22 protein-coding genes and 1 pseudogene are annotated in these 23386 nt (G+C 66.5%); 19 read left to right on the top strand and 4 right to left on the bottom strand.

Annotated features, from left to right (window positions below; all coding sequences use genetic code 11):
• Positions 1–41 precede the first annotated feature (41 nt).
• The 3 genes from D5S18_RS02305 to fahA are packed head-to-tail and all read left to right on the top strand — an operon-like array spanning position 42 to position 3234.
• Positions 42–1235 (top strand): homogentisate 1,2-dioxygenase, encoded by a 1194-nt coding sequence (locus tag D5S18_RS02305; RefSeq protein WP_120037485.1) that lies wholly within the window; start codon positions 42–44, stop codon positions 1233–1235.
• On the top strand, positions 1232–2059 hold the full coding sequence (locus D5S18_RS02300; protein WP_120037483.1) for a hypothetical protein: 828 nt from the start codon (positions 1232–1234) through the stop codon (positions 2057–2059). The genes D5S18_RS02305 and D5S18_RS02300 overlap by 4 nt, the downstream gene beginning before the upstream one ends.
• A complete protein-coding gene (gene fahA / locus D5S18_RS02295) occupies positions 2056–3234 on the top strand; it encodes a fumarylacetoacetase (RefSeq protein ID WP_120037481.1) in 1179 nt (392 codons plus the stop codon). The genes D5S18_RS02300 and fahA overlap by 4 nt, the downstream gene beginning before the upstream one ends.
• A 60-nt stretch (positions 3235–3294) precedes the next feature.
• Here fahA and D5S18_RS02290 read toward each other — a convergent pair whose 3' ends face one another.
• On the bottom strand, positions 3295–4017 hold the full coding sequence (locus tag D5S18_RS02290) for an IclR family transcriptional regulator (protein WP_239003479.1): 723 nt from the start codon (positions 4015–4017) through the stop codon (positions 3295–3297).
• 113 nt (positions 4018–4130) lie between these two features.
• On the opposite strand from D5S18_RS02290, the gene D5S18_RS02285 reads away from it, so the two are divergent.
• From D5S18_RS02285 to D5S18_RS02260, 6 genes are all read left to right on the top strand, one after another.
• On the top strand, positions 4131–4565 hold the full coding sequence (locus D5S18_RS02285) for a nuclear transport factor 2 family protein (RefSeq protein WP_120037479.1): 435 nt from the start codon (positions 4131–4133) through the stop codon (positions 4563–4565).
• A gap of 37 nt (positions 4566–4602) precedes the next feature.
• Entirely contained in the window at positions 4603–5427 is an 825-nt protein-coding gene (locus tag D5S18_RS02280; RefSeq protein WP_120037477.1) for an SDR family NAD(P)-dependent oxidoreductase, read from the top strand.
• On the top strand, positions 5420–6199 hold the full coding sequence (locus tag D5S18_RS02275; protein WP_120037475.1) for an SDR family NAD(P)-dependent oxidoreductase: 780 nt from the start codon (positions 5420–5422) through the stop codon (positions 6197–6199). Before D5S18_RS02280 ends, D5S18_RS02275 begins: the two co-directional genes overlap by 8 nt.
• Complete coding sequence (locus tag D5S18_RS02270) at positions 6196–7614, top strand: FAD-dependent oxidoreductase (protein WP_120037473.1); 1419 nt, start codon at positions 6196–6198, stop codon at positions 7612–7614. Before D5S18_RS02275 ends, D5S18_RS02270 begins: the two co-directional genes overlap by 4 nt.
• A gap of 98 nt (positions 7615–7712) precedes the next feature.
• The gene (locus D5S18_RS02265; RefSeq protein WP_120037471.1) at positions 7713–9038 is read left to right on the top strand and encodes an MFS transporter; all 1326 of its coding nucleotides are present in this window, start codon (positions 7713–7715) and stop codon (positions 9036–9038) included.
• A 36-nt stretch (positions 9039–9074) separates the two neighbouring features.
• Positions 9075–9563, top strand: coding sequence for a nuclear transport factor 2 family protein (locus D5S18_RS02260; protein WP_120037469.1), 489 nt, complete (start codon positions 9075–9077; stop codon positions 9561–9563).
• Positions 9564–9579: 16 nt separating this feature from the next.
• Here the strand turns inward: D5S18_RS02260 and D5S18_RS34715 are convergent, their stop codons facing one another.
• The 3 genes from D5S18_RS34715 to D5S18_RS02250 form a co-directional block, all read right to left on the bottom strand.
• A complete protein-coding gene (locus D5S18_RS34715; RefSeq protein ID WP_158607775.1) occupies positions 9580–9750 on the bottom strand; it encodes a hypothetical protein in 171 nt (56 codons plus the stop codon).
• A gap of 86 nt (positions 9751–9836) precedes the next feature.
• Complete coding sequence (asnB, locus tag D5S18_RS02255; RefSeq protein WP_120037467.1) at positions 9837–11675, bottom strand: asparagine synthase (glutamine-hydrolyzing); 1839 nt, start codon at positions 11673–11675, stop codon at positions 9837–9839.
• Positions 11676–11863: 188 nt separating this feature from the next.
• Positions 11864–13351, bottom strand: a complete 1488-nt coding sequence (locus D5S18_RS02250) for an ATP-binding protein (protein ID WP_120037465.1) — start codon at positions 13349–13351, stop codon at positions 11864–11866.
• Between the two features lie 380 nt (positions 13352–13731).
• On the opposite strand from D5S18_RS02250, the gene D5S18_RS02245 reads away from it, so the two are divergent.
• From D5S18_RS02245 to D5S18_RS02200, 10 genes and pseudogenes are all read left to right on the top strand, one after another.
• Complete coding sequence (locus D5S18_RS02245) at positions 13732–15447, top strand: gamma-glutamyltransferase (RefSeq protein ID WP_158607774.1); 1716 nt, start codon at positions 13732–13734, stop codon at positions 15445–15447.
• A gap of 48 nt (positions 15448–15495) precedes the next feature.
• The gene (locus tag D5S18_RS02240) at positions 15496–16770 is read left to right on the top strand and encodes an NAD(P)/FAD-dependent oxidoreductase (RefSeq protein WP_120037462.1); all 1275 of its coding nucleotides are present in this window, start codon (positions 15496–15498) and stop codon (positions 16768–16770) included.
• A gap of 178 nt (positions 16771–16948) precedes the next feature.
• Positions 16949–17764, top strand: coding sequence for a CoA transferase subunit A (locus tag D5S18_RS02235; RefSeq protein ID WP_120037460.1), 816 nt, complete (start codon positions 16949–16951; stop codon positions 17762–17764).
• Positions 17761–18507, top strand: a complete 747-nt coding sequence (locus D5S18_RS02230) for a CoA-transferase subunit beta (protein WP_120037458.1) — start codon at positions 17761–17763, stop codon at positions 18505–18507. The genes D5S18_RS02235 and D5S18_RS02230 overlap by 4 nt, the downstream gene beginning before the upstream one ends.
• Positions 18508–18537: 30 nt before the next feature.
• On the top strand, positions 18538–19323 hold the full coding sequence (locus tag D5S18_RS02225; RefSeq protein WP_120037456.1) for an IclR family transcriptional regulator: 786 nt from the start codon (positions 18538–18540) through the stop codon (positions 19321–19323).
• A 19-nt stretch (positions 19324–19342) separates the two neighbouring features.
• Complete coding sequence (locus tag D5S18_RS02220) at positions 19343–20590, top strand: amidase family protein (protein WP_120037454.1); 1248 nt, start codon at positions 19343–19345, stop codon at positions 20588–20590.
• Positions 20587–20736: pseudogene (locus D5S18_RS36245) on the top strand (LysR family transcriptional regulator); the annotation flags it as partial. The gene D5S18_RS02220 and the pseudogene D5S18_RS36245, both read left to right, overlap by 4 nt.
• Before the next feature lie 232 nt (positions 20737–20968).
• Positions 20969–21244 carry a muconolactone Delta-isomerase gene (gene catC / locus D5S18_RS02210; protein WP_120037915.1) on the top strand — a complete coding sequence of 92 codons (276 nt, stop codon included), beginning with the start codon at positions 20969–20971 and terminating at the stop codon, positions 21242–21244.
• Positions 21244–22044, top strand: a complete 801-nt coding sequence (locus D5S18_RS02205) for an alpha/beta fold hydrolase (RefSeq protein ID WP_120037452.1) — start codon at positions 21244–21246, stop codon at positions 22042–22044. Before catC ends, D5S18_RS02205 begins: the two co-directional genes overlap by 1 nt.
• Before the next feature lie 199 nt (positions 22045–22243).
• Positions 22244–23281: a fatty acid desaturase family protein gene (locus D5S18_RS02200; RefSeq protein ID WP_239003478.1), complete on the top strand. Its 1038-nt coding sequence runs from the start codon at positions 22244–22246 to the stop codon at positions 23279–23281.
• Positions 23282–23386 lie beyond the last annotated feature (105 nt).

The raw sequence follows: 23386 nt of genomic DNA, 5'->3' as shown, positions 1-23386 counted from the left end.
TGCGGCAATTGCCCAGCACCGCTCGAACGAGGAGGCACGACGTGGCGTACTACCGTCGGGTGGGCGAGATCCCGCCGAAGCGTCACACCCAGTTCCGCACCGCCGAAGGCGGCCTGTACTACGAGGAACTGATGGGTGAGGAGGGTTTCTCCAGCGACTCCTCCCTGCTCTACCACCGCGGCATCCCGTCGGCCATCGTGTCGGCACAGTCCTGGGATCCGGGCGACCTGTCGCTGACCCCGAACGCCCCGCTCCTGCCGCGACACCTGCGACTGCCCGAACTGTTCGCGGGCGAGGAGTGGAAATCCGTCGACGTGGTCACGGGTCGGCGGCTGGTGCTCGGCAACGAGGATGTGCGCATCTCCTATGTCGTGGCGGGCGAGACCTCCCCCCTGTACCGCAATGCCATCGGTGACGAATGCGTCTACATCGAAGACGGCGCGGGCACGGTGGAAACCGTCTTCGGCGTGCTGCCCTTCCGCACCGGCGACTATGTCCTGCTGCCGCGCGCCACCACCCACCGCTGGCTGCCCGAGCCCGGAAATCCGTTGCGCGCCTACATTATCGAGGCGAACAGTCATATCGCCCCGCCCAAGCGCTACCTGTCGCGCTACGGCCAACTGCTCGAGCATGCCCCGTACTGCGAACGTGACCTGCACGGTCCGCAGGAGCCGCTGGTCTTCGATACCGGCGAGGCCGAGGTGCTGGTCAAACATCGTGGCGCGAGCGGTATCACCGGCACGAGGTACGTGGTGCCGCAGCATCCGTTCGACGTGGTCGGTTGGGACGGCTGCCTCTACCCCTACACCTTCCACATCTCCGACTTCGAACCCATCACCGGCCGGGTGCATCAGCCGCCGCCCGTGCATCAGGTGTTCGAGGGCAACAACTTCGTGGTCTGCAACTTCGTGCCGCGCAAGGTGGACTACCACCCGCTGTCGGTGCCGGTGCCGTACTACCACTCGAATGTGGACTCCGACGAGGTGATGTTCTACTGCGGCGGCGATTACGAGGCGCGCAAGGGCACGGGCATCACCCAGGGTTCGATCTCGCTGCATCCGGGTGGGCACGCGCACGGTCCGCAACCCGGCGCGGTCGAGCGCAGTCTGGGCAAGGAGTTCTTCGACGAGCTCGCCGTCATGGTCGACACCTTCCGTCCGCTGCAGTTGGGCGAGGGCGGCACGGTCGCCGACGACGGTGTGTACGCGCGCAGTTGGTTGGACAACAGGGCATGAGCGCACTTGTCGACGCGCTGGTCGACGATGCGGGCCTGTTCCCGCCGACCGCGCTTGCCATGCCGCAGGCCGTGGCCAGATATCGCGGCGACCTCGCGGCATCGGGTTCAATGCTCACGCACCGATTCCTTTGTCCCGCAAGCAGGATCGAGGAGCTGCGGGAGGAGTTGACGGCTGCGGACCGGATCCGGGTCGGTCTGATCGCCGATACCGGGCTCGACGGTCTCGCGGCGGTGCTCGCGGTCGTCGCGGACGATCCGCGACTCACCTTGGCGGTCATCGAATTCCCGCTCGCCAAGACTTCGGAGGCGGTGGCCGAGGTGATCGCCCAATTGCCCGCAGGTGTACCGATTTTCGTCGAGCCTGCGGCATACGCCGATATTCCGGACCTGCTGGCGACGCTGGTCGAGCACGGTGCGGGATTGAAGCTGCGCTGCGGTGGCGTTCGCGCCGAATTGTTCCCCACGGTCGGCGAACTGGCCGAGGCGCTGGTCGCGGCGGCTCGCGCGGGCGTTGCGGTCAAGGCGACGGCGGGCCTGCATCACGCCGTGCGATATACCGACGCGGCAACGGGATTCACCCACCACGGCTACCTGAACCTGCTGCTGGCCTCGGCCGCCGCAGCGCAAGGGGAGCCGGTCGCGGACGTCGCCGCGGTATTGGCACTGGCCGACGGCGCCGCGCTGATCAGCCGTGCCGCACTGGATCCGGCCGCCATCGCGGCCACGCGTCGCTTGTTCACCAGCTACGGTTCGTGCAGTACGCACACCCCGGCCGCGGAGGCGGCGGCGCTGGGCCTACTCGAGGAAGGGATTTCACAGTGACCTGGGCAAATGTTGCGGAGGGCTCCGGATTCGGCCCGGCCAACCTGCCCTACGGCGTCTTCGCGCCCGCAGGTGGTGCGGCGCGGGTGGGTGTGCGCATCGGCGACGAGGTATTGGATCTCGCCGCGGCACTGGGCGATACGGTATTCGCCCGGCCGACGCTGAACGACTTCATGGCGCGCGGGCGCGACTTCTGGCGCGAGACCAGGGCGCGCATTGTCGAACTGCTCACCGATGCGACGCGCGCGGATCACACGCTGCTGTATCCGGTCGGCGAGGTGACGCTACTGCTGCCCATCGCGGTCGGCGACTATGTCGACTTCTATGCCAGCGAGGCGCACGCCACCAACCTGGGCCGGATGTTCCGACCGGATTCGGCGGCGCTGCTGCCGAATTGGAAGCATCTGCCGGTGGGCTACCACGGCCGGGCGGGCACCATCGTCGTCTCCGGAACGCCCGTCACCCGACCCCTCGGTCAGCGCAAAGCGCCCACCGATGCCGAACCGGTCTTCGGTCCGTCGGTCCGGCTCGATATCGAGGCCGAGGTGGGATTCGTCGTCGGCACGCCGGGAACCCGCATCGGCTCCGACGATTTCGCCGAACATGTCTTCGGTGTCTGTCTGGTCAACGACTGGTCGGCCCGCGATATCCAGGCGTGGGAGTACGTCCCGCTCGGACCCTTCCTCGGTAAATCCTTCGCCACCTCCATCTCACCCTGGATCGTGCCGCTGGAAGCGCTGACCGAGGCGCGGGTGCCGACCCCGCCGCAGGAGCCGCGCCCCCTGCCCTACCTGCGCGGCGCCGAACCCTGGGGCCTCGACCTGACCTTGACGGTGCACCTCAACGGCCATACCGTCTCCCATCCGCCCTATGCCGAGATGTATTGGTCCCCGGCGCAAATGCTGGCCCACACCACGGTGAACGGGGCCACCGTGCGCACCGGCGATTTCTACGCCTCGGGCACCATCTCCGGCGCCGCCCCCGACCAGCGCGGCTCCTTCATCGAAATGACCTGGAACGGAACCGAACCGCTCACCCTCCCCGATGGCACGCGGCGGACCTTCCTCCAAGATGGCGATACGGTCACCATCGACGGCTGGGCGCCCGGTCCGAATGGTGAACGCATCTCCTTCGGCGAGGTGACAGGGGAAATCCGGCCCGCTCCGGAGTTCTAGCGATCTGCCGTGCGCAATCACCGCACGGCAGGCACCGCGTTGTGCGTGGGAGTTGCGGCCTCAGCGCAGCAGCGTGGCCAGTCGCCGTGCGGCATCCTGCACGGCGACACCGAGTTCCGCTTCACGCCCACCGTCGAAGACGGAAACACCCAGTGCGGCGAGCACATCCCCGTGCCGTCCCGCGACGGCGGCGGAGATGCCGACCACCGGGGGCACGAGCTCGCCGTGTGAGACCGCGTAGCCGCGTCGCCGTGCCGCGGCGATTTCGGCGCGCTCGCCCGGTTGCTGGGGGAGTGCGGCGAGGATGGCGAGTCCGGCCGAGCCCCGGTCGATCGGGTCCACCCGGCCGACCTGGAAGCCGATGTGCATGGGCGCGCGGCGCGGTTCGACCACCATGAGCGAGCGGACCTCCGCCGCGCTCTCGCGCACCACCAGGTGGGCGGTGGCCTGGGTGCCGTCGGCCAGCTCCTCCAGGACGGGGCGCGCCAGTGTGCGCAGATCCTGTTCCACCGGTTCGGCCAACCGGACCAGGCCGAATCCGGGCAGCACCCGCTTGAAGTCGTCGCGGCGGCACAGTCGGTGCGACTCCAGGGTGCGAATGAGCCGGTGCGCTACTGTGCGGTGGACGCCGACCTGATCGGCGATCTCGGTGACCGAGAGTCCCTGCGGTCGGCGTGCCAACAACTCCAGGATCTGCAGGCCGTTGTGCAGTGTTTTCGACAGGTCGGGGCCGATCGCGCCGCTGTCGTTTGCCGATTGTTCGCGTGGCTGTAGCTTCGCCACCGAATCCCCTCCTTGACCTTGTGACCTGAGCCACCTATGGTGTTCATGTATCGGACAATGCGTGCGATTATCGCACACTTCCGCTGGTTTGCCCAGCTTTGAGGTTTGCTTCCATGACTTCCCATCCACAGCCCGAGACGATCGCGGCCATCCAGCAGCTCTACGGCAGGCAGAGCCATCTGATCGACTCCGGCGCGGCGCGCGAATGGGCCGAGACCTTCACCCCCGACGGGGTCTTCGACTCACCCAGCTACCCGAACCCGGTCGTCGGCACCGAGGCGCTCACGCAGTTCGCGCGCGACTTCGCCGCGAGCGCCTTCGCCAAGGCGGAGCGGCACCGGCACGTGATCACCAACCTGCATATCGAGCGCGTCGACGCGCGCACGCTGACCGTCGCGGCCTACTTGCAGATCATCGCCACGAAGGTCGCCGGCCCGAGCGCCCTACTGCGCTTCACCACCCTGTCCGACACGGTGCGCCACACCCCGGACGGTTGGCGGGTGGCCCGGCGGACCGTCGCGCGCGACGATGCCCCGCTACCCCAGTGAATTCTTCCCAACAAATATTTTCGAGGAGCAACGCCGAATGACCGAACAGTCGAATCCGGGCCGGGTCAACCGTGAACTGGTCACCGCCGCCTACCCGGAGCTGCCGGGCAAGGTCGCGGTGATCACCGGCGCGGCGCGCGGCATGGGCGCGAGTTTCGCCGCCGGTTTGGCCCGGCGCGGTGTGCACGTCGTCGGCGGCGATATCAATGCCGAGCAGATGGCCGACACGGCCCGCGAGATCCAGGCCGCACTGGCCGCCGAGGGTGTCACCGCGCCCGGCCGGGTGGTCGCCGCCGCCATCGACGTCACCGACGCCGACCAGCACGACCAACTCGCCCGACGCGCCCTGACCGAATTCGGCCGCCTCGACTTCTGGATCAACAATGCGGGCATCTTCCCCTTCGCCCTGATCGAGGACATCGCGCCCGAGCAGATCTCGGCCGTCCTCGAGGTCAATGTGTCCGGCGTGCTCTACGGGGCGCAGGCGGCGGCCCGGCATATGGCCGAGGGCGGCGCGATCGTGAACATGTCCTCGGTGTCGGCGGTGCGGGTGCGCAAGGGGCGCGGTGCGTACTGCACCTCGAAGGCCGCCGTCGCCCACCTCACCGAATCGCTCGCGGTGGAGTTGGGCGACAAGGGAATCCGAGTGAACGCGCTGGCCCCCGGCTATATCGACACCGAGATGACCCGCTGGGTGCGCGAGGATCCGATCGCCCTGGCACACGCGCTGGACTCGGTGCCGCTGCACCGGATCGGCGCGCCCGAAGAGGTATTCGGGCCGCTGCTGTTCCTGCTGTCCGACAGCGCCCGCTACGTCACCGGTCACGCCATCGCGGTGGACGGCGGATCGCGGCATGTCTGAGGGCTATCCGGGCGTCGTGCTGATCACCGGCGCGGCGAATGGCATGGGAGCCAACCACGCCCGCGCGCTCGCCGCGCTCGGCGTGCACGTCTGCCTGGCCGATATCGTCGACACCGCGCCGCTGCTCGCCGAACTCCAGGCGTCCGGGGCCAGCGTGTCGGGACATGTCCTCGATGTCAGCGATCCCGCGGCCTGGGAGCGAGTCATCGACGAAATCCGTTCCAGTGCAGGCGAACTCGGCGGCCTGGTGAACAATGCGGGTATCTCCCGCAGGCGCGGACTCGCCGAAACCACCGACGCGGATTGGGAGGCGACCCTGCGGGTCAACCTCTTCGGCCCGTTCTACGGTATGCGCGCCGCAGCCCCACTGATGCGCGATAGCGGCGGTGGCGCCATCGTCAATATCTCCTCGATCGCGGGGCGGATCGGCTACTTCTCCCCGGCCTACGCGGCCAGCAAATGGGGTTTGACCGGACTGTCGAAATCCGCCGCGGGCGACCTGGCACGCTGGGGCATCCGGGTCAACTCGGTCCACCCCGGCCTGATCGACACACCGCTGGTGGCGGGCGCGGACGATTTCATCGCCGCCTCGGTGCGCAGCATTCCGGCGGGCCGCATGGGCACCCCCGACGAGATCACCGACGCGGTCCTGTACCTGCTCTCGGATCGATCGACCTACCTCAACGGCAGCGAACTCACGGTGGACGGCGGCCTGATATCCAACGGCCTCTACCACCGCATTCTCGCGGATACGGCAGGAGAGCACGCATGAGTGACGACTGGGATGTGATTGTCGTCGGCGGCGGCGGAGCCGGACTGGCCGCCGCGGCCTCGGCCGCCGAACAGGGCGCGTCGGTGCTGCTGTTCGAATCCGAGACCGAACTCGGCGGGTCGACCCAGTTGTCGGCCGGCCTGTTCACCGCGGCGGCCACCAGCGTGCAGCGCGCCCTCGGTATCGAGGACTCCGCCGATCGTTTCTTCCAGCACTACATGGACCTCAACCACTGGATGCTCAAACCCGGTCTGGTGCGCACCTTCTGCGAACAGTCCGGGCCGACGCTGGAGTGGTTGATCGGCCTCGGGGTCGAAATCCCGGCGCGGGTGTCGTCCAACGCCCATATGCCGGGATTGAGCCAGGCCGGTGTGGAGGATGTCTGGCGCGGGCACGTGCCGAAGGATCAGGGGTACGGCCTGGTTCAAGTGCTCGAGCGTGCGTGCCGGGCGCGCGGTGTCGAGGTGGTCATGGCCACCCGCGTCCAGTCGCTCATCGTCGGCGATGACCGGATTGAGGGGGTCATCGCCGACGATGTCGAGGTGCGCGCCGGGGCGGTGGTGATCGCCACCGGCGGATTCGCGCAGGACCGCGCGCTGGTCGAACAGTATTTCCCGGAGGCGAGATCGGCGGGCGATTCGCTGTTCGTGGTCGCCGCGCCCGGCAGTCGCGGCGACCATCTGCGCTTCGCCGAACAGGTCGACTCGGCCGTCACCGGCGTCGGCTGGGGTCTGCTGTTGCCCACCGCCTATTTCCAGCGCCATCACCACTGGACCTCCGGATTCCCGCCCAAGTCCAGGGTCTACATCAATGGCGCGGGTCGGCGATTCATGGACGAGGACGCCTCCTACGCCGTGTCCACCGGCATCATCGAGGCCCAAAATGGTGGCGCCTGGGCGGTTTTCGATGAGAACGCCCGCCTCGGCCTGCCCTCTGGCTACACCGACTGGATTCCCGAACGCGTCGCTGCGGAGGCGAATGCGGGCCGCACCCTTCGCGCGAGCACCCTCGCCGAACTCGCCGCGGCGATGGGGGTGCCCGCAGCGGCGCTGGAAACCACGGTGGCCCGGTGGAATACGCAACTGCCGCACGGTAGCGACGACGAATTCCTGCGGCACCGCACCCTGTCCAACAAGGGTGTCACCGAGCCGCTCGACCCGATCGCCCGCGCGCCGTACTACGCGGTCCGGCTGCTGCCCGCCGAATTGGTCTGCACCCACGCGGGTTTGGAGATCGACGCGGCGGCGTCGGTCCTCGACCGCACCGGCGCCCCGATCCGCGGACTGTTCGCGGCGGGCGAGTCCGGGGCGGGCATCCTCGGCCTGCGCTACGTGGGCGGCGGCAATGCCGTCGCCAACGCACTGACCATGGGCCGCATCGCGGGCCGCAATGCCGCGGGCGCCGCGCCCCGCTGAGGGCCGAGGCCGCACCGCTCTCAGATCCGAACCGCACAGCGGTGAGTTCCAACGAGTTTCACCCTGGGCACCGACGCCCGAGAAGAACAAGGAAACCCATGCACAACATCGAGACCGGCTCCGCAGCGCCCGAGGCGACCCAGGAGCCACCGCAAACCCGTTCGGCGGCTAGGGTTATCCGCGCGGCCGTGGTCGGCACCGTGGTCGAGTACTACGACTTCGGTATCTACGGCTACATGGCGACCTTCGTGGCGACGCTGTTCTTCGTCACCTCCAATGACACCGCCGCCCTGCTCGGCACCTTCGCCACCTTCGCCGTGGCCTTCTTCCTGCGGGTGCCGGGCGGGATCTTCTTCGGACACGTCGGCGACAAGTACGGGCGCAAACAGGCACTGTCCTGGACCATCCTGCTGATGGTGTTCGCCACTGCCGCAATGGGTTTGATGCCCACCTACGTCACCCTCGGCGTGTGGGCCACCGTCACCCTGGTGCTGGCGCGCTGCCTACAGGGCTTCGCGGCGGGTGGTGAACTCGGCGGGGCCAATGCCTTCGTCTCCGAATCCGCGCCCGCGCGGTGGCGAGCCCTGCAGACCTCCATGGTCAACTCGGGCACCTACCTCGGCTCGCTCGCGGCCTCCCTGGTCGCGCTGGCGCTGAGTTCGCTGTTCACCAAAGCGCAGATCCTCGAATGGGCTTGGCGGGTGCCATTCCTGTTCAGCCTGCTGATCGGCGGCGTCGGCATCTGGATCCGCAATCGCATGGAGGACACCCCGCAGTTCCAGGAACTCGCCGACAAGGGCGAGACCAAGAAGGTCCCCGTCCTCGAACTGCTGCGCACCTCGTCCGTACCGCTGGTGAAGATCGTCTTCCTCGGCGCGCTCATCACCGGCGGCTACTACATCGCCTCCGTCTACGCCGCCACCTACCTGCAGAAGAGCGGTGGTCAAACCCCCACGGTGGCCTTCCTTTCCACCTCGTTGGCGCTGATCCTCGGCGTGGTGACGCTGCCCATCTCCGGCTATATCGCCGACCAGTACGGCCGCAAGATCGTGCTGATGACCGGCAGCGCCGCCGCCGTGGTGCTCGGCGTGCCCATGTTCATGCTCATGTCGGGCGGTAGCGCCTGGCAGGCGATGTTCGGACAGTCGGTGCTGTTCATCACGGTGTCGATCGTCAATGGCGCCTCCTACGTGACCTACGTGGAAATGTTGAAGGCCTCCGTGCGCTACAGCGGTCTGGCGCTGGGCAACAACATCACCAATATGCTGCTCGGCGGCACCGCGCCCTTCATCGCGACCTGGCTCATCGGCTTCACCCACAATTCGCTCGCGCCCGCCTGGTACTTCGTGTTCTGCGCGGCGCTGACCCTCGGCGCCACCTTCTTCGTCGCCGAGACCAAGGGTGTCGAACTCCAAGCCGACTGAATCATCCCCAGCCCGCGTCACTGGAGAGGAAAACCGTTGTCGCTCAACGATAAACAGGAAATCACCGAGGTGCTGCACCGCTACGCCCGCGCGGTCGACCGCGGCGACTTCGCGGGCGTGGCCGACTGCTACTTCCCCGACGCCATCGACAACCACGGCGGCTACATCGGCACCGTCGACGGGCTGATCGAGGATATGCGCCTGCGCCACCGCACCATCGACTCCTCCATGCATTTCATCACCAACATCCTCATCGACCTGCAAGGAGATTCGGCCGACGTAGAGTCCTACTGCCTGTGCTACCTGCGCCAGGCCCGCGCCGAGGGCGAAACCCGCCAATCCCGCGCCACCATCAAATGCCGGTACGTGGACCGGTTCGAACGTCGCTCGGGGCGTTGGGCCATTGCCGATCGGATCGTCGTCTTCGACGAATCCGTCACCGAATGGATCGAGGACACACTCAACCCCGGATGGGTGCCTGCTCGGCGCGATTCCAGCGATCCGGTCTATACGAGAAAGCCGTAGGGCGGCCGGTGTCGGGTCATTGCTTCGGTTCTTTCGTGCCCATGACCCACACCGGCCCGGTCAGCAACCAGAAGAGCGTGACCATGCTCAACGGTTGGATCACTTGGCGCAGCGCCTGCGCCTGCTGCGCGTCGGCGACCGTCGCCGCGAGCCCAAAGCAGACAGCGAGTGCGATCCCCGCCGCCAACCACAGCCGCGACCTCGCGTCCTCCTTTCGGGGGATGTCGAGGGGATATCCGAAAGGGCCGGTCCGATCGGCCCTTTCGGACCGAGTCAGAACACCAATTCGGGGGAGTAGAGCTCGAGCCAGATATTGAGATCGACGGCCCGATCCAGGCAGCCGCGGACGAAGGGCGGCATCTGGGCCGGATCCTGTTCGACCGCATCCTGCAACCAATCGTGGCTCAGGAACTCGAAAAGTGCCGAATTCGGTTCGGTCAGCAACTCTTTCACCAGGATCTGCAGATTCGCCGCATATCCCGGATCCTGGGTTGATGGGTAGGGGCTCTTGACCCGCTCCACCACCGAGCCCGGCAGCACATGTTTGGCAGCATGCCGCAGCAGACTCTTCTCCCGACCGTCGAAGGTCTTCATCGACCACGGTGTGTTGTACACGTATTCGACCAGGCGGTGGTCGCAGAACGGAACGCGCACCTCGAGCCCCACGGCCATGGACATGCGATCCTTGCGGTCGAGCAATTGGCGCACGAACCGGGTCAGGTGCAGGTGGCAGACGTTGCGCATCCGATGCTCGACCTCGGATTCGCCGTCGAGATGGGCCACCTCGGCGACAGCGGTGCGATACTGATCGGCGATGTAGTCCTCGAGCTGAAGTTGGTCGCGCAGGCGGGGATTCAGCAGCATCTCCCGAGCGCCGAGCATCTGCTCCGAGGCGGGCAACCAGGGGAAGGTATCGGTCCGCAGCGCATTCTCGTCGTGGAACCAGCGGTAGCCGCCGAACACCTCGTCGGCCGACTCCCCCGAGAGCGCGACGGTCGAATGTTGCCGGATCGACCGGAACAGCTGATAGAGGGAGCTGTCCATATCGCCGAGTCCGACGGGGATATCGCGCGCGGCGATCACCGCGCGCCGCACCGAAAGATCGGACAGCTCAGCGGGATTGAGCACCACGTCCTGGTGGGCCGACTGCACGTGCGCTGCGACGTCGCGCACGAATGGCGAATCCGGGGTCTCGCGGATATCGTCGGGCAGGAAGTTTTTCTCCTGATCGACGAAATCCACGGAGAAGGTGCGGACCTGCTCACCCGACTTGGCCAGCTCCTTGGCCGCCAAACCGGTGATGGAGCTGGAATCCAGGCCGCCGGACAGCAGGACGCAGCGCGGCACATCCGAAATCAACTGTCGCCGAACGGTATCGGTGAGCAGATCGCGCACGGTGCCGATGGTGTCGGTGAGGGTGTCGCGATGCTCCTTCGCCTCCAGCCGCCAATAGGTGCGGGAACGAATCCCATTGCGATCCACCGTCATCAAGGTGCCCGGCAACACCTCGGCCATTCCCTTCCACAGCGACCAACCGGGCGCTTTGGTGAAGGAGAACAGTTCCCGCAAACCCTCCAGTTCAACGGTCTTGCGCGCCAATGGGTTGGCCAGGATCGCCTTCGGCTCGGAACCGAACAGCACCCCGTCGGGCGTCGGGTAGTAGTAGAACGGCTTGACGCCCAGGCGATCCCGGATCATCAGCAGCTTCTCCTCGCGCTGATCCCAGATCGCGAAGGCGTACATTCCGTTCAGTTCGTCGACCATCGCCTCCCCCCACTGCAGGTACGCCCGCAGCACCACCTCGGTATCGCTATCGGTGCCGAACGCATGCCCGAGCCCGATCAGGCGTTTACGCAGCTCCTGGAAGTTGTACGCCTCCCCCGAATACACCAGCGCCACATCGCCGCCCGGCATCGTCACGCTCATCGGCTGCGTACCGCCCGGTAGGTCGATGATGGCCAAACGTCTGTGCCCCAGGGCGCCGTGCGCGCGCACGAAAGTACCGCGACCATCCGGCCCGCGACAGGCCATGGTCTCGGTCATCGCATCTATCACCCCCTGCTCGCGCGTCAGATCGGCGTCGAAAGAAACCCACCCTGCAATCCCACACATCCGGGGACCTCCAGATAGTTAGCATTGTGAACTATATGCAACTCCGTTGTAACACAGGCGAACTGGACTAGACTAGAGTCAATTCCCGACCGGCAAGCTCCCTTGCCCGAATCAGTCCGAAATCAGCGCGATCGAGGCGCGTCGGCCGGACCCTGCCTCGCGCGCGCCGTTGTCGGTGCGGGTGCCGCTCAGCGCGGATCGGAATACACCGTGTCCAGGTCGATCAGGAGTGGGGTGTCGGGATCGGCGGGGCGGTGGCCGACAGGTGTTGCGAGGGCGCGGAGGTTCTCGTCGAATCCGGCTCCGGAGTAGCAGGCGAGGATAGTTCGGCTTGTGTCGAAGCCCTTGGCGGATAGGAGGTCCCGAGCGCGGCGCAGTCGGTCGACATGTCCGGGGGTCATGACGCGGTCCCATTTCACCTCGCCGAGGGACAGGATTCGGCGCGGTTGTCCGGTGTCCTCGGGGGCCAGTACCGCTACATCGATCTGGATCTGCCGTTTGCGCTGCGGGTCATTGACCGTAGCGGCGGCGACATGTCCGGGGAGTTCACCGAATACGTCCTCGGCGGCGGATATGGCCCAATCCCGGCAGATTTCCTCGAAATGCGGTCCGACGACCTGCGAGAGGAAAGTTGCGCGCGAATTGCGCCAGGCCGCTTCGGAATTTCCACGCTCGAGCCGGGTCCATTCGCGACGCATGATCGCCTCGTAGAAGGCGATCAGCGGTTCGACGACACGGTAGCTCGATTTACCCCGGTTGAACGGGTCCGCTTCGCGTGTGATCAGTTGCGCGTCTTCCAGCACCGACAGTGGGTGCCCGATATCGGTGGAACCGCGCCCGATGGCGTTGGCGATACCACCTCGCGTGGTATTTCCGCCGGAAATCGCGCCGAGCACAGCGTGATACAGCGCCGGGTCGCGGATCTCGGTCTCCTCGGCGAGCAAGTAGCGCGCCTCCCTGGACAGCGGGACCTCCGGGTTGAGCACGGTACGCAGCACCCAGGAATCGAAGTCCGCCAATGAATCCGGTGTATCGCCCGCGACGAACTCGCGTCGATAGGCGGGTGTGCCACCGACGATCGAATGCACCAGCACCGCCAGGCGCGGGTTGTCGATATTCCAGAAGCGTGCCGACTCTCGATATCCGAGCGGTTTGACGATCAACTCCAGGCTCGCCCGTCCACGCAATGGGGCACTACCCGACAGCAAGTGGCCCATCACCGACATGGCCGATCCGCACAGCAGCAGGCGCGCACCCGATTGCCGCAGGTAGCCGCGCGGATCCAGGGCGCGTTGCAGCACCGAGGGGAGGGAAGGACTGGCCTTGCTCAGGTAGGGGAACTCGTCGATGACGATGAGACCCGCGCCGACAACCTCGCACAGCCGCTCGAACGCCTCGTCCCAGTCGCGAAAGGCGTATCGACCACCGCCCGCGCACCCGGCGACCGCTGCGCCGAATCCGGCGAGTGAATCGAGTTCGGTCGCATCGGTCGCGGTGAAGAAGAAACCGCGCGCGGCCTCGGCCAGCGCATCCAGCAGGAAAGTCTTCCCTTGACGTCGCCGGCCGCTGACGATCCCCAGCCGCACATCGGGGCTCGGCGAAGCGGCGAACCGGACCAGGCTCGCCCACTCGCGGTCCCGATTGAACACCCGTTCGGGCTTGACCAGACTCTCCATGCTTATAACTATACTTCTTATAACTACAGTTATACTGCTCCAGGCTGATTGGCGCAGTCGAGTTCTTCAACGTCCCCACCAGGTATTTTCCGCATCTGCATGATCTGGATTCCGCAATTGCAGCATCTGGGTTCCGCGGTTGCAGACTGTTGATTCCGCGTTTATAGGGGCTGGGTTCCGCATCTGAGCGGTGGACGGGCGGTGGTTGCGCTTGGCTCGGGGGGAGGTTTTGGGGGGCGTTCGTTGAACGAATGTCGGGTTCGGGTGGGGGTTGTTGCGACATTTGTCTATCGCAGCGGTCCGGGTGCGTCGGCACTATGGATTTTGGGCCGCGTCATCGACGCGGTCGTTCAGCCGGTCGTGATTCGAGAGGAAAGCTGTTGGGCAGCAACGAAATCGATCTGAGTTCGGCGAGTTGGGGGGACGGTGAGTACGAGCACTTCATGGCGGCTCAAACCGCTGTGCGCGATACGGCGGGGACCGCGAGCGGGCGCAACGGTGCGGTCACCGTCGCGTATGGTGCGTATGCCGCGCGGGCCGGGCTCGAGGCCTTGAAACAGGGTGGGAATGCGATCGATGCGGCGCTCACCACGGCGTTGACGCAGGTCGCGTTGACGGCGGGGGCGCCGATCAGCTACTTCGGCATCATGTCGCTGGTCTACTACGACGCCAAGAGCGGCAGTGTGCGGACCATGAACGCGGAGTGGAATACCGTCGCGGGGGAGACGGATCCGCTCTCGATTCCCGGCAGCCTCGATATGAGCAGTCCTGCCGGTTTCGGCGGTACCGCGGTGAGTGGGCGCACCGCGCTGGTCGGCGGATTCATGAAGGGTGTGGAGTCGGCGCACGCTCGCTACGGGAAGTTGCCGTTCGAGAGCCTGTTCCAGCCCGCGATCGAGGTCGCCGAGAACGGTACGCCGGTCAACGACACCGTTGAGATGGGCTATCAGCTGCGCGAAGCCGACCTGGCCCGACTGCCCGAGACCAAGGCGCTGCTGCTCAAGCCGGACGGGTCGAGCTACCGGCAGGGTGAGACGCTGCGGCAGCCGAGACTCGCCGAAACCCTACGGCGCATCGCCGCCGAGGGAGCCGGCTATATGTATGGCGGTCCGTGGGGCGAGAAACTGATCGCGGCCGTCCAAGCCGACGGCGGCAAGATGACCCTCGAGGATCTCGTGAAATACGAGGTGCTGTGGTCGGACCCGCTCGTCGCCGAGATCGGCGGCGGCTATTCGATCGCGACCGCGCCGTGGCCGAATGCGGGCGGTACGGCGCTGATCGAGGCCCAGCACCTGGCCGCGGTCTCCGGACTGCTCGACGAGCCGCACTGGACCGAATCCGGGAAATCGCTGCGCAAGGCATTGGAGATCACTCGACTCGCCTTCCTCGACTACGTGCCGCAGGAATCGCTGGCCGGGCTGTTCCCCGGTGTCGACTTCTCGCCTGCCGCCCGTGCCACCCGCGAGAATGCCGAGCGGCTCTGGGAGTCGGTGCGCGCCGGGTTCCCATTGCCGTGGCAGGCGAACGCGCCGCGCCACTCCGACGATGTGGTAGCCATCGACGCCGAAGGCAATATCGCGGCGATCACGCATTCGATCAACTGCGTCATGTGGGGCAAGACCGCCATCAATATCGACGGCATCTCCATCGGTGATCCGGGCTCATATCTGCAGCCGGCCATCGCGGCCGTGCCGCCGGGCGAACGACTGCCCGCTCCGACCGAGACCGGTGTGCTGTTCAAGCACGGCGTCGCGGTGCTCGGCTTCGCCTCGATGGGTTCGGGACTGCACGAGAAGACCTTCCAGAGTTTGATCAACTATATGCACTTCGGGATGAGTGTCGCGGAGGCAGTGAACAAGCCGGACTTCTTCACGCCCACTTTCGACGCGGACGGCGCCGCGCTCGCGCAGTTCGCGGCGGACGAATACGACCACGCCGTCCTCGACGCGTCGGGTCTGCCGTGGAACGAGGCCGCCGATGAACAGACGCGTTTCGCCGGTGAGGGTGTGTTTGTGGCTATCGAGCGCGATCCGAGAACCGGTGTGCTGCACGCCGCGTCGCACAATCGCAACAATAGCGCCGCCGTGGCGTTCTAGTCGCGAATAATCCCGTCTGGCAAGGGAATTCGATGAAGGGAGAGCGGGATGGGCGCGGATGCGGTGGTGATCGGGGCCGGGGTGATCGGTTCGTCGATCGCGCTGGAGTTGGCCAGGTCGGGGCGGCGCGTGGTGGTCGTGGACCGGGCGGGCGGTATCGGGCACGGGTCCACCAGTGCGTCGAGTGCCGTTATCCGGTACAGCTTTTCGACACTGGCGGGGGTGGTGGCCTCGTGGGAGGCGCACTTCGCCTGGGTCGATTGGCGCGCCCATCTCGGTCATGATGTGGGTCCGTTGGCGCGATTCGAGCGGTGCGGTCTGGTGATGGTGGACGCGCCTGCCGCACCGCGTTCCAGTTGGCTGCCGCTGTTCGATGCGGTTGGTGTGCCCTACGAGGCTTGGGATGCGGCGGAATTCGAGCGGCGGCTGCCCGGTCTGGACCACGGTCGATACTGGCCGCCGAAGCGGCTCGATGACGACGCTTTCTGGGTGGACGCGGCCGATACGTTGGGTGCGGTTTTCACGCCCGACGCCGGATTCGTCACCGATCCACAACTGGCGGCCCAGAATTTGGCCGCGGCCGCGATGCGGGAGGGGGCGCGGTTCCGCCTCCGCAGTACGGTGACGGCGGTCGATTCCACCGGTGGGCGCGTCCGTGCGGTCGAATTGGCCGACGGCACTCGCCTTTTCGCGGATACGGTGGTCAACGCTGCCGGACCGTGGTCCGGGCGCATCAACGAAATCGCCGGTGTTGGAGGCGATTTCACTATCGGTGTCCGACCGCTGCGTCAGGAGGTGGCCTACACGCCCTCGGCGCCCGGCTGGGACGGCCCCATCGTCGCCGACCTCGATCTGGGCACCTACTTCCGTCGCGACCTGCGCGGCGGCCTGCTCATCGGCGGCACCGAACCCGAATGCGACCCGCTGCAATGGCTCGACGATCCGGATGACGCCGCCATGAACCCCACCAAACCCCTCTTCGAGGCCCACGTCACCCGAGCCGCCCGCCGCCTACCCGGCCTCGGTGTCCCCGAGCAGCCCCGAGGCATCGTCGGCGTCTACGACGTCGCCGACGATTGGAACCCCATCTACGACCGCACCGAACTCCCCGGCTTCTATGTGGCCATCGGCACCAGCGGCAACCAGTTCAAGAATGCCCCGCTGGTGGGTCAACTGATGACCACCCTCATCGACGCCGTCGAATCCGGCGCCGACCCCGCGACCGTCGACCACCCCACCCCCCACACGAACATCCCGCTCCCGCTCGCCGCCTTCTCCCGTAACCGGCCCCGAAACCCCAACTCCAACACGGTCTTCGGCTGAGCTCTGGAACCCGGCCCGGCGCGGGCGGAGATGGTCCTTTCGGGGGTGCATCAACATCGGGATTCGGGGGTGAAGGTACCGATATCGGAATTTTGGTTGAGTCCGGCGCCGCGCCGATCTAGGGTGTGTTCGTATAACGACCTTGTGTTCGCTATGCGAACAAGAGAGGAGGTGGCGGGTGGCCGAGATCGCAACCCTGCCCGAGGCGGTGGGGGAGTTGGTGCGCGATGGGGACACCGTCGCGCTGGAGGGTTTCACCCATTTGATCCCCATGACCGCGGGCCGGGAGATCATCAGGCAGCGCCGTCGCGACCTGACCTTGGTGCGTATGACGCCCGATATCGTCTACGACCAGCTGATCGGCGCGGGCTGCGCGCGCAAACTCGTCTTCTCCTGGGGCGGCAATCCGGGTGTCGGCTCGCTGCATCGCTTCCGGGACGCGGTCGAAAAGGGTTGGCCCGCACCGCTGGAACTCGAGGAGCACAGTCACGCCGGTATGGCGAACCGCTATGTGGCCGGGGCGTCGGGGCTGCCATTCGCGATCCTGCGCGGCTACGTGGGCACGGACCTGCCGGGGGTGAGCGCGACCATCAAGACGATCACCTGCCCCTTCACGGGCGAGCGGTTGGCGGCGGTGCCCGCGCTCGAGCCGGATGTCGCGATCATCCACGCGCAGCGCGCGGATAGGCAAGGGAATGTGCAACTTTGGGGCTTGGTCGGCGTGCAGAAGGAGGCGGTGCTCGCGGCCCGGCGCAGTCTGGTGACCGTCGAGGAGATCGTGGATGAATTGACACCCGTCCCCGGCGCGATCGTGCTGCCGTCCTGGGTGGTGACGATGGTCGCCGAGGTTCCGGGCGGCGCGCATCCCTCGTATGCCGAGGGCTATTCCGAGCGCGACAATCCGACATACGCCGCCTGGGACGCCATCAGCCGGGACCGGGACAGTTTCACCCGCTGGCTCGACGACCACGTCCACGAGGGGAGTGTCCGATGACCGAATACTCGGCCGACGAGATGATGACGGTGGCGGCCGCCAGGGCGCTGCGCGGTGACCGCCGCTGCTTCGTCGGTATCGGATTGCCCTCCGCCGCAGCCAATCTCGCGCGCACCACGCACGCGCCCGGACTGGTGCTCATCTACGAGTCCGGCACCATCGGTGCCAAACCGGACCGGCTGCCCTCCTCGATCGGCGACGGCATCCTGGCCACTACGGCCGATGCGGTGGTCGGCGTGCCGGAGATGTTCAACTACTGGCTGCAACCGGGTCGCATCGATATCGGATTCCTCGGCGCGGCCCAACTCGACCGCTACGGCAATATCAACACCACCGTTCTCGGCGATTACGCCAACCCGAAGGTCCGCCTGCCCGGTGCGGGTGGCGCACCCGAGATCGCCGCCTCCTGCGGCGAGGTATTCGTGGTGGTGCGTCAATCGCGCCGAACCTTCGTGGAACAGGTGGATTTCATTACCTCCCTGGGGCACGGTCGCGGCAATGGGGAGCGAGCCGAATATGGATTGCGCGGTGCCGGACCGACTTTGGTCATCACCGATCTGGGCGAGCTGCGTGCCGACGAATCCGGCGAACTGGTGCTCACCGCACTGCATCCCGGCGTCACCGTCGAGCAGGCCGGGGCGGCGACCGGTTGGGACCTGCGCATCGCCGAGAAGTTGGCGGCCACTCAGCCCCCCACGGAAGTGGAGTTGACCGCCCTGCGTGCCTTGAAGGCGGCGTCATAGTCGGCAACCTCCACACCCTAGGATGAGCGAATGGCCACTGAAGACACCGCGCGGCCGGAGCACTACGTGCAGTCGCTCGAACGCGGTCTCGCGGTCATCACCTGCTTCGATGCGGATCATCCCGAGCTGACCCTGTCCGAGGTGGCTCGCCGCACCGGTTTGACGCGTGCGGCGGCCCGCCGATTCCTGCTGACCCTGACCGATCTCGGCTATGTCCGCACCGACGGGCGCCAGTTCTCGCTCACCCCGCGCGTGTTGGATCTGGGCTATTCGTATCTGTCCGGCTCGGGACTGCCGGAACTGGCGCAGCCGCACCTGGAGCAACTCGCGGGCCGAGTGCACGAATCCAGTTCGGTCTCGGTCCTCGACGGCGCGGATATCGTCTACGTGGCGCGCGCCGCCGTCTCACGCATCATGACCGTGCGCATCGATATCGGCACCAGATTCCCCGCACACGCCACCTCGATGGGGCATGTCCTGCTGGCGGGCCTACCGGCTCGCGAACTGGACGCCTACCTCGCGGACACGCCGTTGCCGCGCCTCACCGAGCACACCGTGGTCGATCCGGACCTCCTGCGCGCGGAGTTGAATACTGTTCGAGCGCAAGGATTCTCGATCGTCGACCGAGAATTGGAGGCGGGGCTGCGATCGGCGGCCGTTCCGGTGCGCGACCGGACCGGCGCGGTCGTCGCCGCGGTCAATATCGCCACCCAGGCGGTGCGGCACACGCTGAAATCGATTCGGGCCGAACTGCTGCCGCCGCTTCGGGAAGCCGCGACACGGATCGAGCAGGACTTGGCGCGGACTATCGGCTGACCTGGAAGGCGGACACCGCATGGGAACAGTGATGTACAAGCCGTGGTCGCTGCGCGAACTCGTCGCCGATCTGCGCGCGGGCCGAACCACGCCCGAACAAGCCTTCGCGCGCAGCCGAAATCGCATCGCGGGCACCGCTGCCGAACTGCGCGCATGGGTGGCGCTGCTTTCCGAGCAGGGGATCCCGACCGGCGGCCCGCTGGGTGGTATCCCGCTGGGCGTCAAGGACATCATCGATCTCGCCGGCCTTCCGACCAAGTGCGGTTCAGCACTGCGTGCCGCTGCCCCACCCGCCGAACAAGACGCCGCGATAGTGGCGGCTTGGCGCGCGGCCGGTGCGGTGCCGCTGGGCAAGACCGTCAGCACCGAATTCGCGTTCTTCGCCCCTGGTCCGACCCGCAATCCCGCCAATCCCGAACACACGCCGGGCGGTTCGTCGAGCGGGTCTGCCGCCGCCGTCGCCTCGGGTCAGGTTCCGCTGGCACTCGGTACCCAGACGGCGGGCTCGGTGACGCGCCCTGCCGCCTACTGTGGCGTGGCCGCACTTGTCATGAGCCATGCTCGTTTTCCCGTCGACGGAGTAGTCGGCCTGAGTCCCAGCCTGGACAGTCACGGCGTCTTCGCCGCCCGCGTCGATGATCTGGCGCCGGCCTGGTCAGCCCTCACCGGGTCCGCCGATGCCGCTGCGGCACAGGCCCGTCCGCCTCGCCTACTGCTGTGGACTCCACCGGTCGCCGACGATATGGGCGTCGCCCTCGCCTCGGCGGTGGCCACCCTGCGTGCCGCCGGGGCAACCGTGGACGAATTCCCGCTGGCGGAACTGGCAGCGAAAGTGACTGCGGCACAAACGATCATCATGGCCTACGAAGCGGCAATCGAGCGCGCCGAGGAATTGGCCCGAGCGGACCGGATCAGCGAGCAGCTGGCGGGTCTGTTGCGCGCCGGAGCGGAGACAACCACCTCCGAATACGAATCGGCCCGCGAAATTGTCACGGCCGCACGGGCTTCCATCGCCGATCTCCGTACCGACTACGACGCCATCGTGGGTCCGGCGGCCTTGGGCGCCGCCCCCGTCGGCCTCGCCAAGACCGGCGATCCGATCCTGAGCCGCCCGTGGCAGGCCATGGGTCTCCCGGTTGTCGCCATCCCCGGCCTTCGCAACCCCGCAGGTCTGCCCCTCGGCCTCCAGCTGATCGGCCCGGACAACGAACTCGCTGCTCTCGCCGCAGCCTGCTGGGTGGAGAACCGATTGGCCGAACCCACATGACTGCGGCGGAGGAGGCGGATGTGGAACTGCGACACCTGCGCCACTTCGTGGCGGTCGCCGACACCCGGCACTTCGGCCGGGCCGCCGAACACCTGCACATGGCCCAACCCGCACTGCCGCAGTCGATTCGGCAGTTGAAGGCGGAACTCGGGGCCTCGCTGTTCACTCGCACCAGGCGTCAGGTCGCGCTCACACCGGCAGGGGAATCCCTGCTCGGTGAGGCGCGGCGGGTGCCGGCGAGTGTGGTGGCGAGCGTGCGGGAGTGCGGCGGGTCGCCGACGGTCGAATGGGCGGCTGCGCATGGGTTTCACCGGCACGGCTGCGGTTTCGCACCTGCCGCGCGTGACCCTTGTGCTGCGACAGACAAGGAGAGAGAGGATGCTGTTCCATGTGCGGATGGACGTTCGGCTGCCACTCGAACTGTCCGCGGAGACCCGCGCCGAGATCATCGCCCGCGAGAAGGCGTACAGCCAGGAGTTGCAGCGCACGGGCAAATGGCCGCACCTGTGGCGCATAGCGGGAGAGTACGCCAACTACTCCATCCTCGACGTCGAATCCAATGACGAACTGCACCAGTTGCTTTCGGGTCTGCCGCTGTTTCCGTACCTGGATATCGAGGTCACCGCGCCGGCCACACACCCGTCCAAGATCTGATGCCGATACTCACCACGCCATTCGGTCCGGTCGGCTACACGGATACAGGGGACGGTCCGGCGCTCGTGTTCGTCCACGGATTCCTGTTCGACCGCACCATGTGGACTCCGCAGGTCGACTATTTCACCGCGCACGGCTATCGGGTGCTGTGCCTGGATATGGTCGGATTCGGTGCGAGCGCCGGTGCCACCGGGATCATCCCGATGGCCGCGCACAGTCGCGCGCTCGCCGCGCTTGTCGATGCCTGCGCGGTCGAACCCGCCGTGCTGGTCGGATATTCGATGGGCGGGCAGGTTGTGATGGACTTCCTGCACCGCCATCCCGCGCGGGCGAGAGCCGCCGTGTTCAGCGATACCTTCGCCGGACTCGACTCACCCGAATCCAGAATGGCCCGAATGACTCTCGCGGATCGGCTGGAGCGGGAGGGCGTCGAGGAGTACGCGGAGGAATTCCTCCCGTGGGTTCTCAGCGAGCGCACGGTCCGTGATCGTCCCGAGGTCACCGCCAAGGCCCGAGCGATGATCTTGGCAGCCGATCCGGTGACTGCCGCCTCCGCCCTGCGCGGCCGGGCCGAGCGCGCGGACTACACCGATGTCGTGCGCACGCTGTCGATTCCGGCACTCGTGGTGGCGGGCGCACAGGACCGGTTCGATCGCGGCGTGCTCGCGGCCGAACTCCGTGCGGCACTGCCGAACGGTCGCATGACAATTCTCGACGAGACCGGTCACACACCGAGCATGGAAGATTCGGATCTCTTCAATCGGACCGTGCACGGTTTCTTGCGTGCATTCACCACATGATCGGTGAATTCACGTCGTCATGGACGCACGGCATCCAGCGCGCGACTGGCGGCGGCAGCGCCGTGCGCGCCTCGGGCAGGAAGCGTCGGCCGAGCTGCGTCGATCGGTCGTGAACCCCCGGATCTGAGGGTCTACCTCCGGTTTCGCGCACGTTTCGCTGACTCTAACAAATGTTTGAAACGTATGTTAGAGTCGGCGCGTGACCCAAGCACTGCCACCGGCCTCAACTCGTTCCGCCGCCAGCGACTTCGGTCGGCTGATGGCCGATATCCGCCGTGCCGGACTGCTAGATCGCCGTCCGCTGCACTACACCGTCCGGCTCGGAATCGTGTTCACCCTATTCATCGCGGGCTGGGTGGGCTTCTTCCTGCTGGGTGATTCATGGTGGCAGCTACTGCTTGCCGTCTTCTTCGCTTTCACCTTTACCCAAATCGCACTGGTCGCACACGATTTGGCGCATAGACAGATTTTCGGTCGCCGCCGCCTCAGTGACCTCTTCGGACCGTTGATCGGCAATCTGGCGATCGGTCTCGGCTATGACTGGTGGATGAACAAGCATACCCGCCACCACGCCAACCCCAACAACGAGGATCTCGATCCCGACGTGTCACCGGATGTGCTTGTCTGGTCGCAGAATCAAGCGCGCAGCAGTCGCGGATTGGCCCGGTTCATCGGGCGTCGCCAGGCGGTGCTGTTCTATCCGCTGCTGCTGCTCGAAGGTTTGAACCTGCACGCCAGCGGCGTGCGCGCACTGCGGCAGCCGTGGATGAAACACCCGGTGCTGGAAGGGGGATTGCTGTTCGCGCACTTCGTAGGGTATGCGGGGGCGCTGGCGTGGGTGCTCTCACCCGGCCAGGCCTTGGCCTTCTTCGCGATCCACCAGGGGCTGTTCGGTGTGTACATGGGTTGCGTCTTCGCGCCAGGTCACAAGGGGATGGCGACCTTCACCGCCGAGAGCAAGCTCGACTTCCTGCGCAAGCAGGTGCTCACCACCCGCAATGTGCGCGGAGGCTGGTTCGTGGATATCGCCATGGGCGGACTCAACTATCAGATCGAGCATCACCTGTTCCCGGCCATGCCAACGCCCAACCTGCGATTGGCGCGGCCGATCGTGCGGGCGCACTGCGATGAGCTCGGATTGCCCTATCACGAAACGGGTTTCATAGCCTCGCATGTCGAGGCGATGACACATCTGCATCAGGCTGGGGCGCCGATCCGCGCGGGGGAGCGGGTTTGACGCCGATTCAGCGTGTCGTTTGATCACCGACCGACCGACCGACCGGCCCCGCTCCGCGGGCCGGTCGACGGCTGTCCGTCGGTTTATCCACAGGTGCCCGGCGAT

It is taken from the genome of Nocardia panacis (assembly GCF_003598715.1).
GTDB classification, from domain to species: Bacteria; Actinomycetota; Actinomycetes; order Mycobacteriales; family Mycobacteriaceae; genus Nocardia; species Nocardia panacis.
This window is presented reverse-complemented; position numbering and strand designations above follow the sequence as displayed.

Coding starts and splice junctions, on each gene's coding strand:
- asnB (WP_120037467.1), bottom strand. CDS start 11,675: ATGTGTGGGATTGCAGGGTGGGTTTCTTTCGACGCCGATCTGACGCGC.
- D5S18_RS02265 (WP_120037471.1), top strand. CDS start 7,713: ATGCACAACATCGAGACCGGCTCCGCAGCGCCCGAGGCGACCCAGGAG.
- catC (WP_120037915.1), top strand. CDS start 20,969: ATGCTGTTCCATGTGCGGATGGACGTTCGGCTGCCACTCGAACTGTCC.
- D5S18_RS02225 (WP_120037456.1), top strand. CDS start 18,538: ATGGCCACTGAAGACACCGCGCGGCCGGAGCACTACGTGCAGTCGCTC.
- D5S18_RS02205 (WP_120037452.1), top strand. CDS start 21,244: ATGCCGATACTCACCACGCCATTCGGTCCGGTCGGCTACACGGATACA.
- D5S18_RS02285 (WP_120037479.1), top strand. CDS start 4,131: ATGACTTCCCATCCACAGCCCGAGACGATCGCGGCCATCCAGCAGCTC.
- D5S18_RS02240 (WP_120037462.1), top strand. CDS start 15,496: ATGGGCGCGGATGCGGTGGTGATCGGGGCCGGGGTGATCGGTTCGTCG.
- D5S18_RS02270 (WP_120037473.1), top strand. CDS start 6,196: ATGAGTGACGACTGGGATGTGATTGTCGTCGGCGGCGGCGGAGCCGGA.
- D5S18_RS02230 (WP_120037458.1), top strand. CDS start 17,761: ATGACCGAATACTCGGCCGACGAGATGATGACGGTGGCGGCCGCCAGG.
- D5S18_RS02275 (WP_120037475.1), top strand. CDS start 5,420: ATGTCTGAGGGCTATCCGGGCGTCGTGCTGATCACCGGCGCGGCGAAT.
- D5S18_RS02280 (WP_120037477.1), top strand. CDS start 4,603: ATGACCGAACAGTCGAATCCGGGCCGGGTCAACCGTGAACTGGTCACC.
- D5S18_RS02220 (WP_120037454.1), top strand. CDS start 19,343: ATGGGAACAGTGATGTACAAGCCGTGGTCGCTGCGCGAACTCGTCGCC.
- D5S18_RS02250 (WP_120037465.1), bottom strand. CDS start 13,351: ATGGAGAGTCTGGTCAAGCCCGAACGGGTGTTCAATCGGGACCGCGAG.
- D5S18_RS02300 (WP_120037483.1), top strand. CDS start 1,232: ATGAGCGCACTTGTCGACGCGCTGGTCGACGATGCGGGCCTGTTCCCG.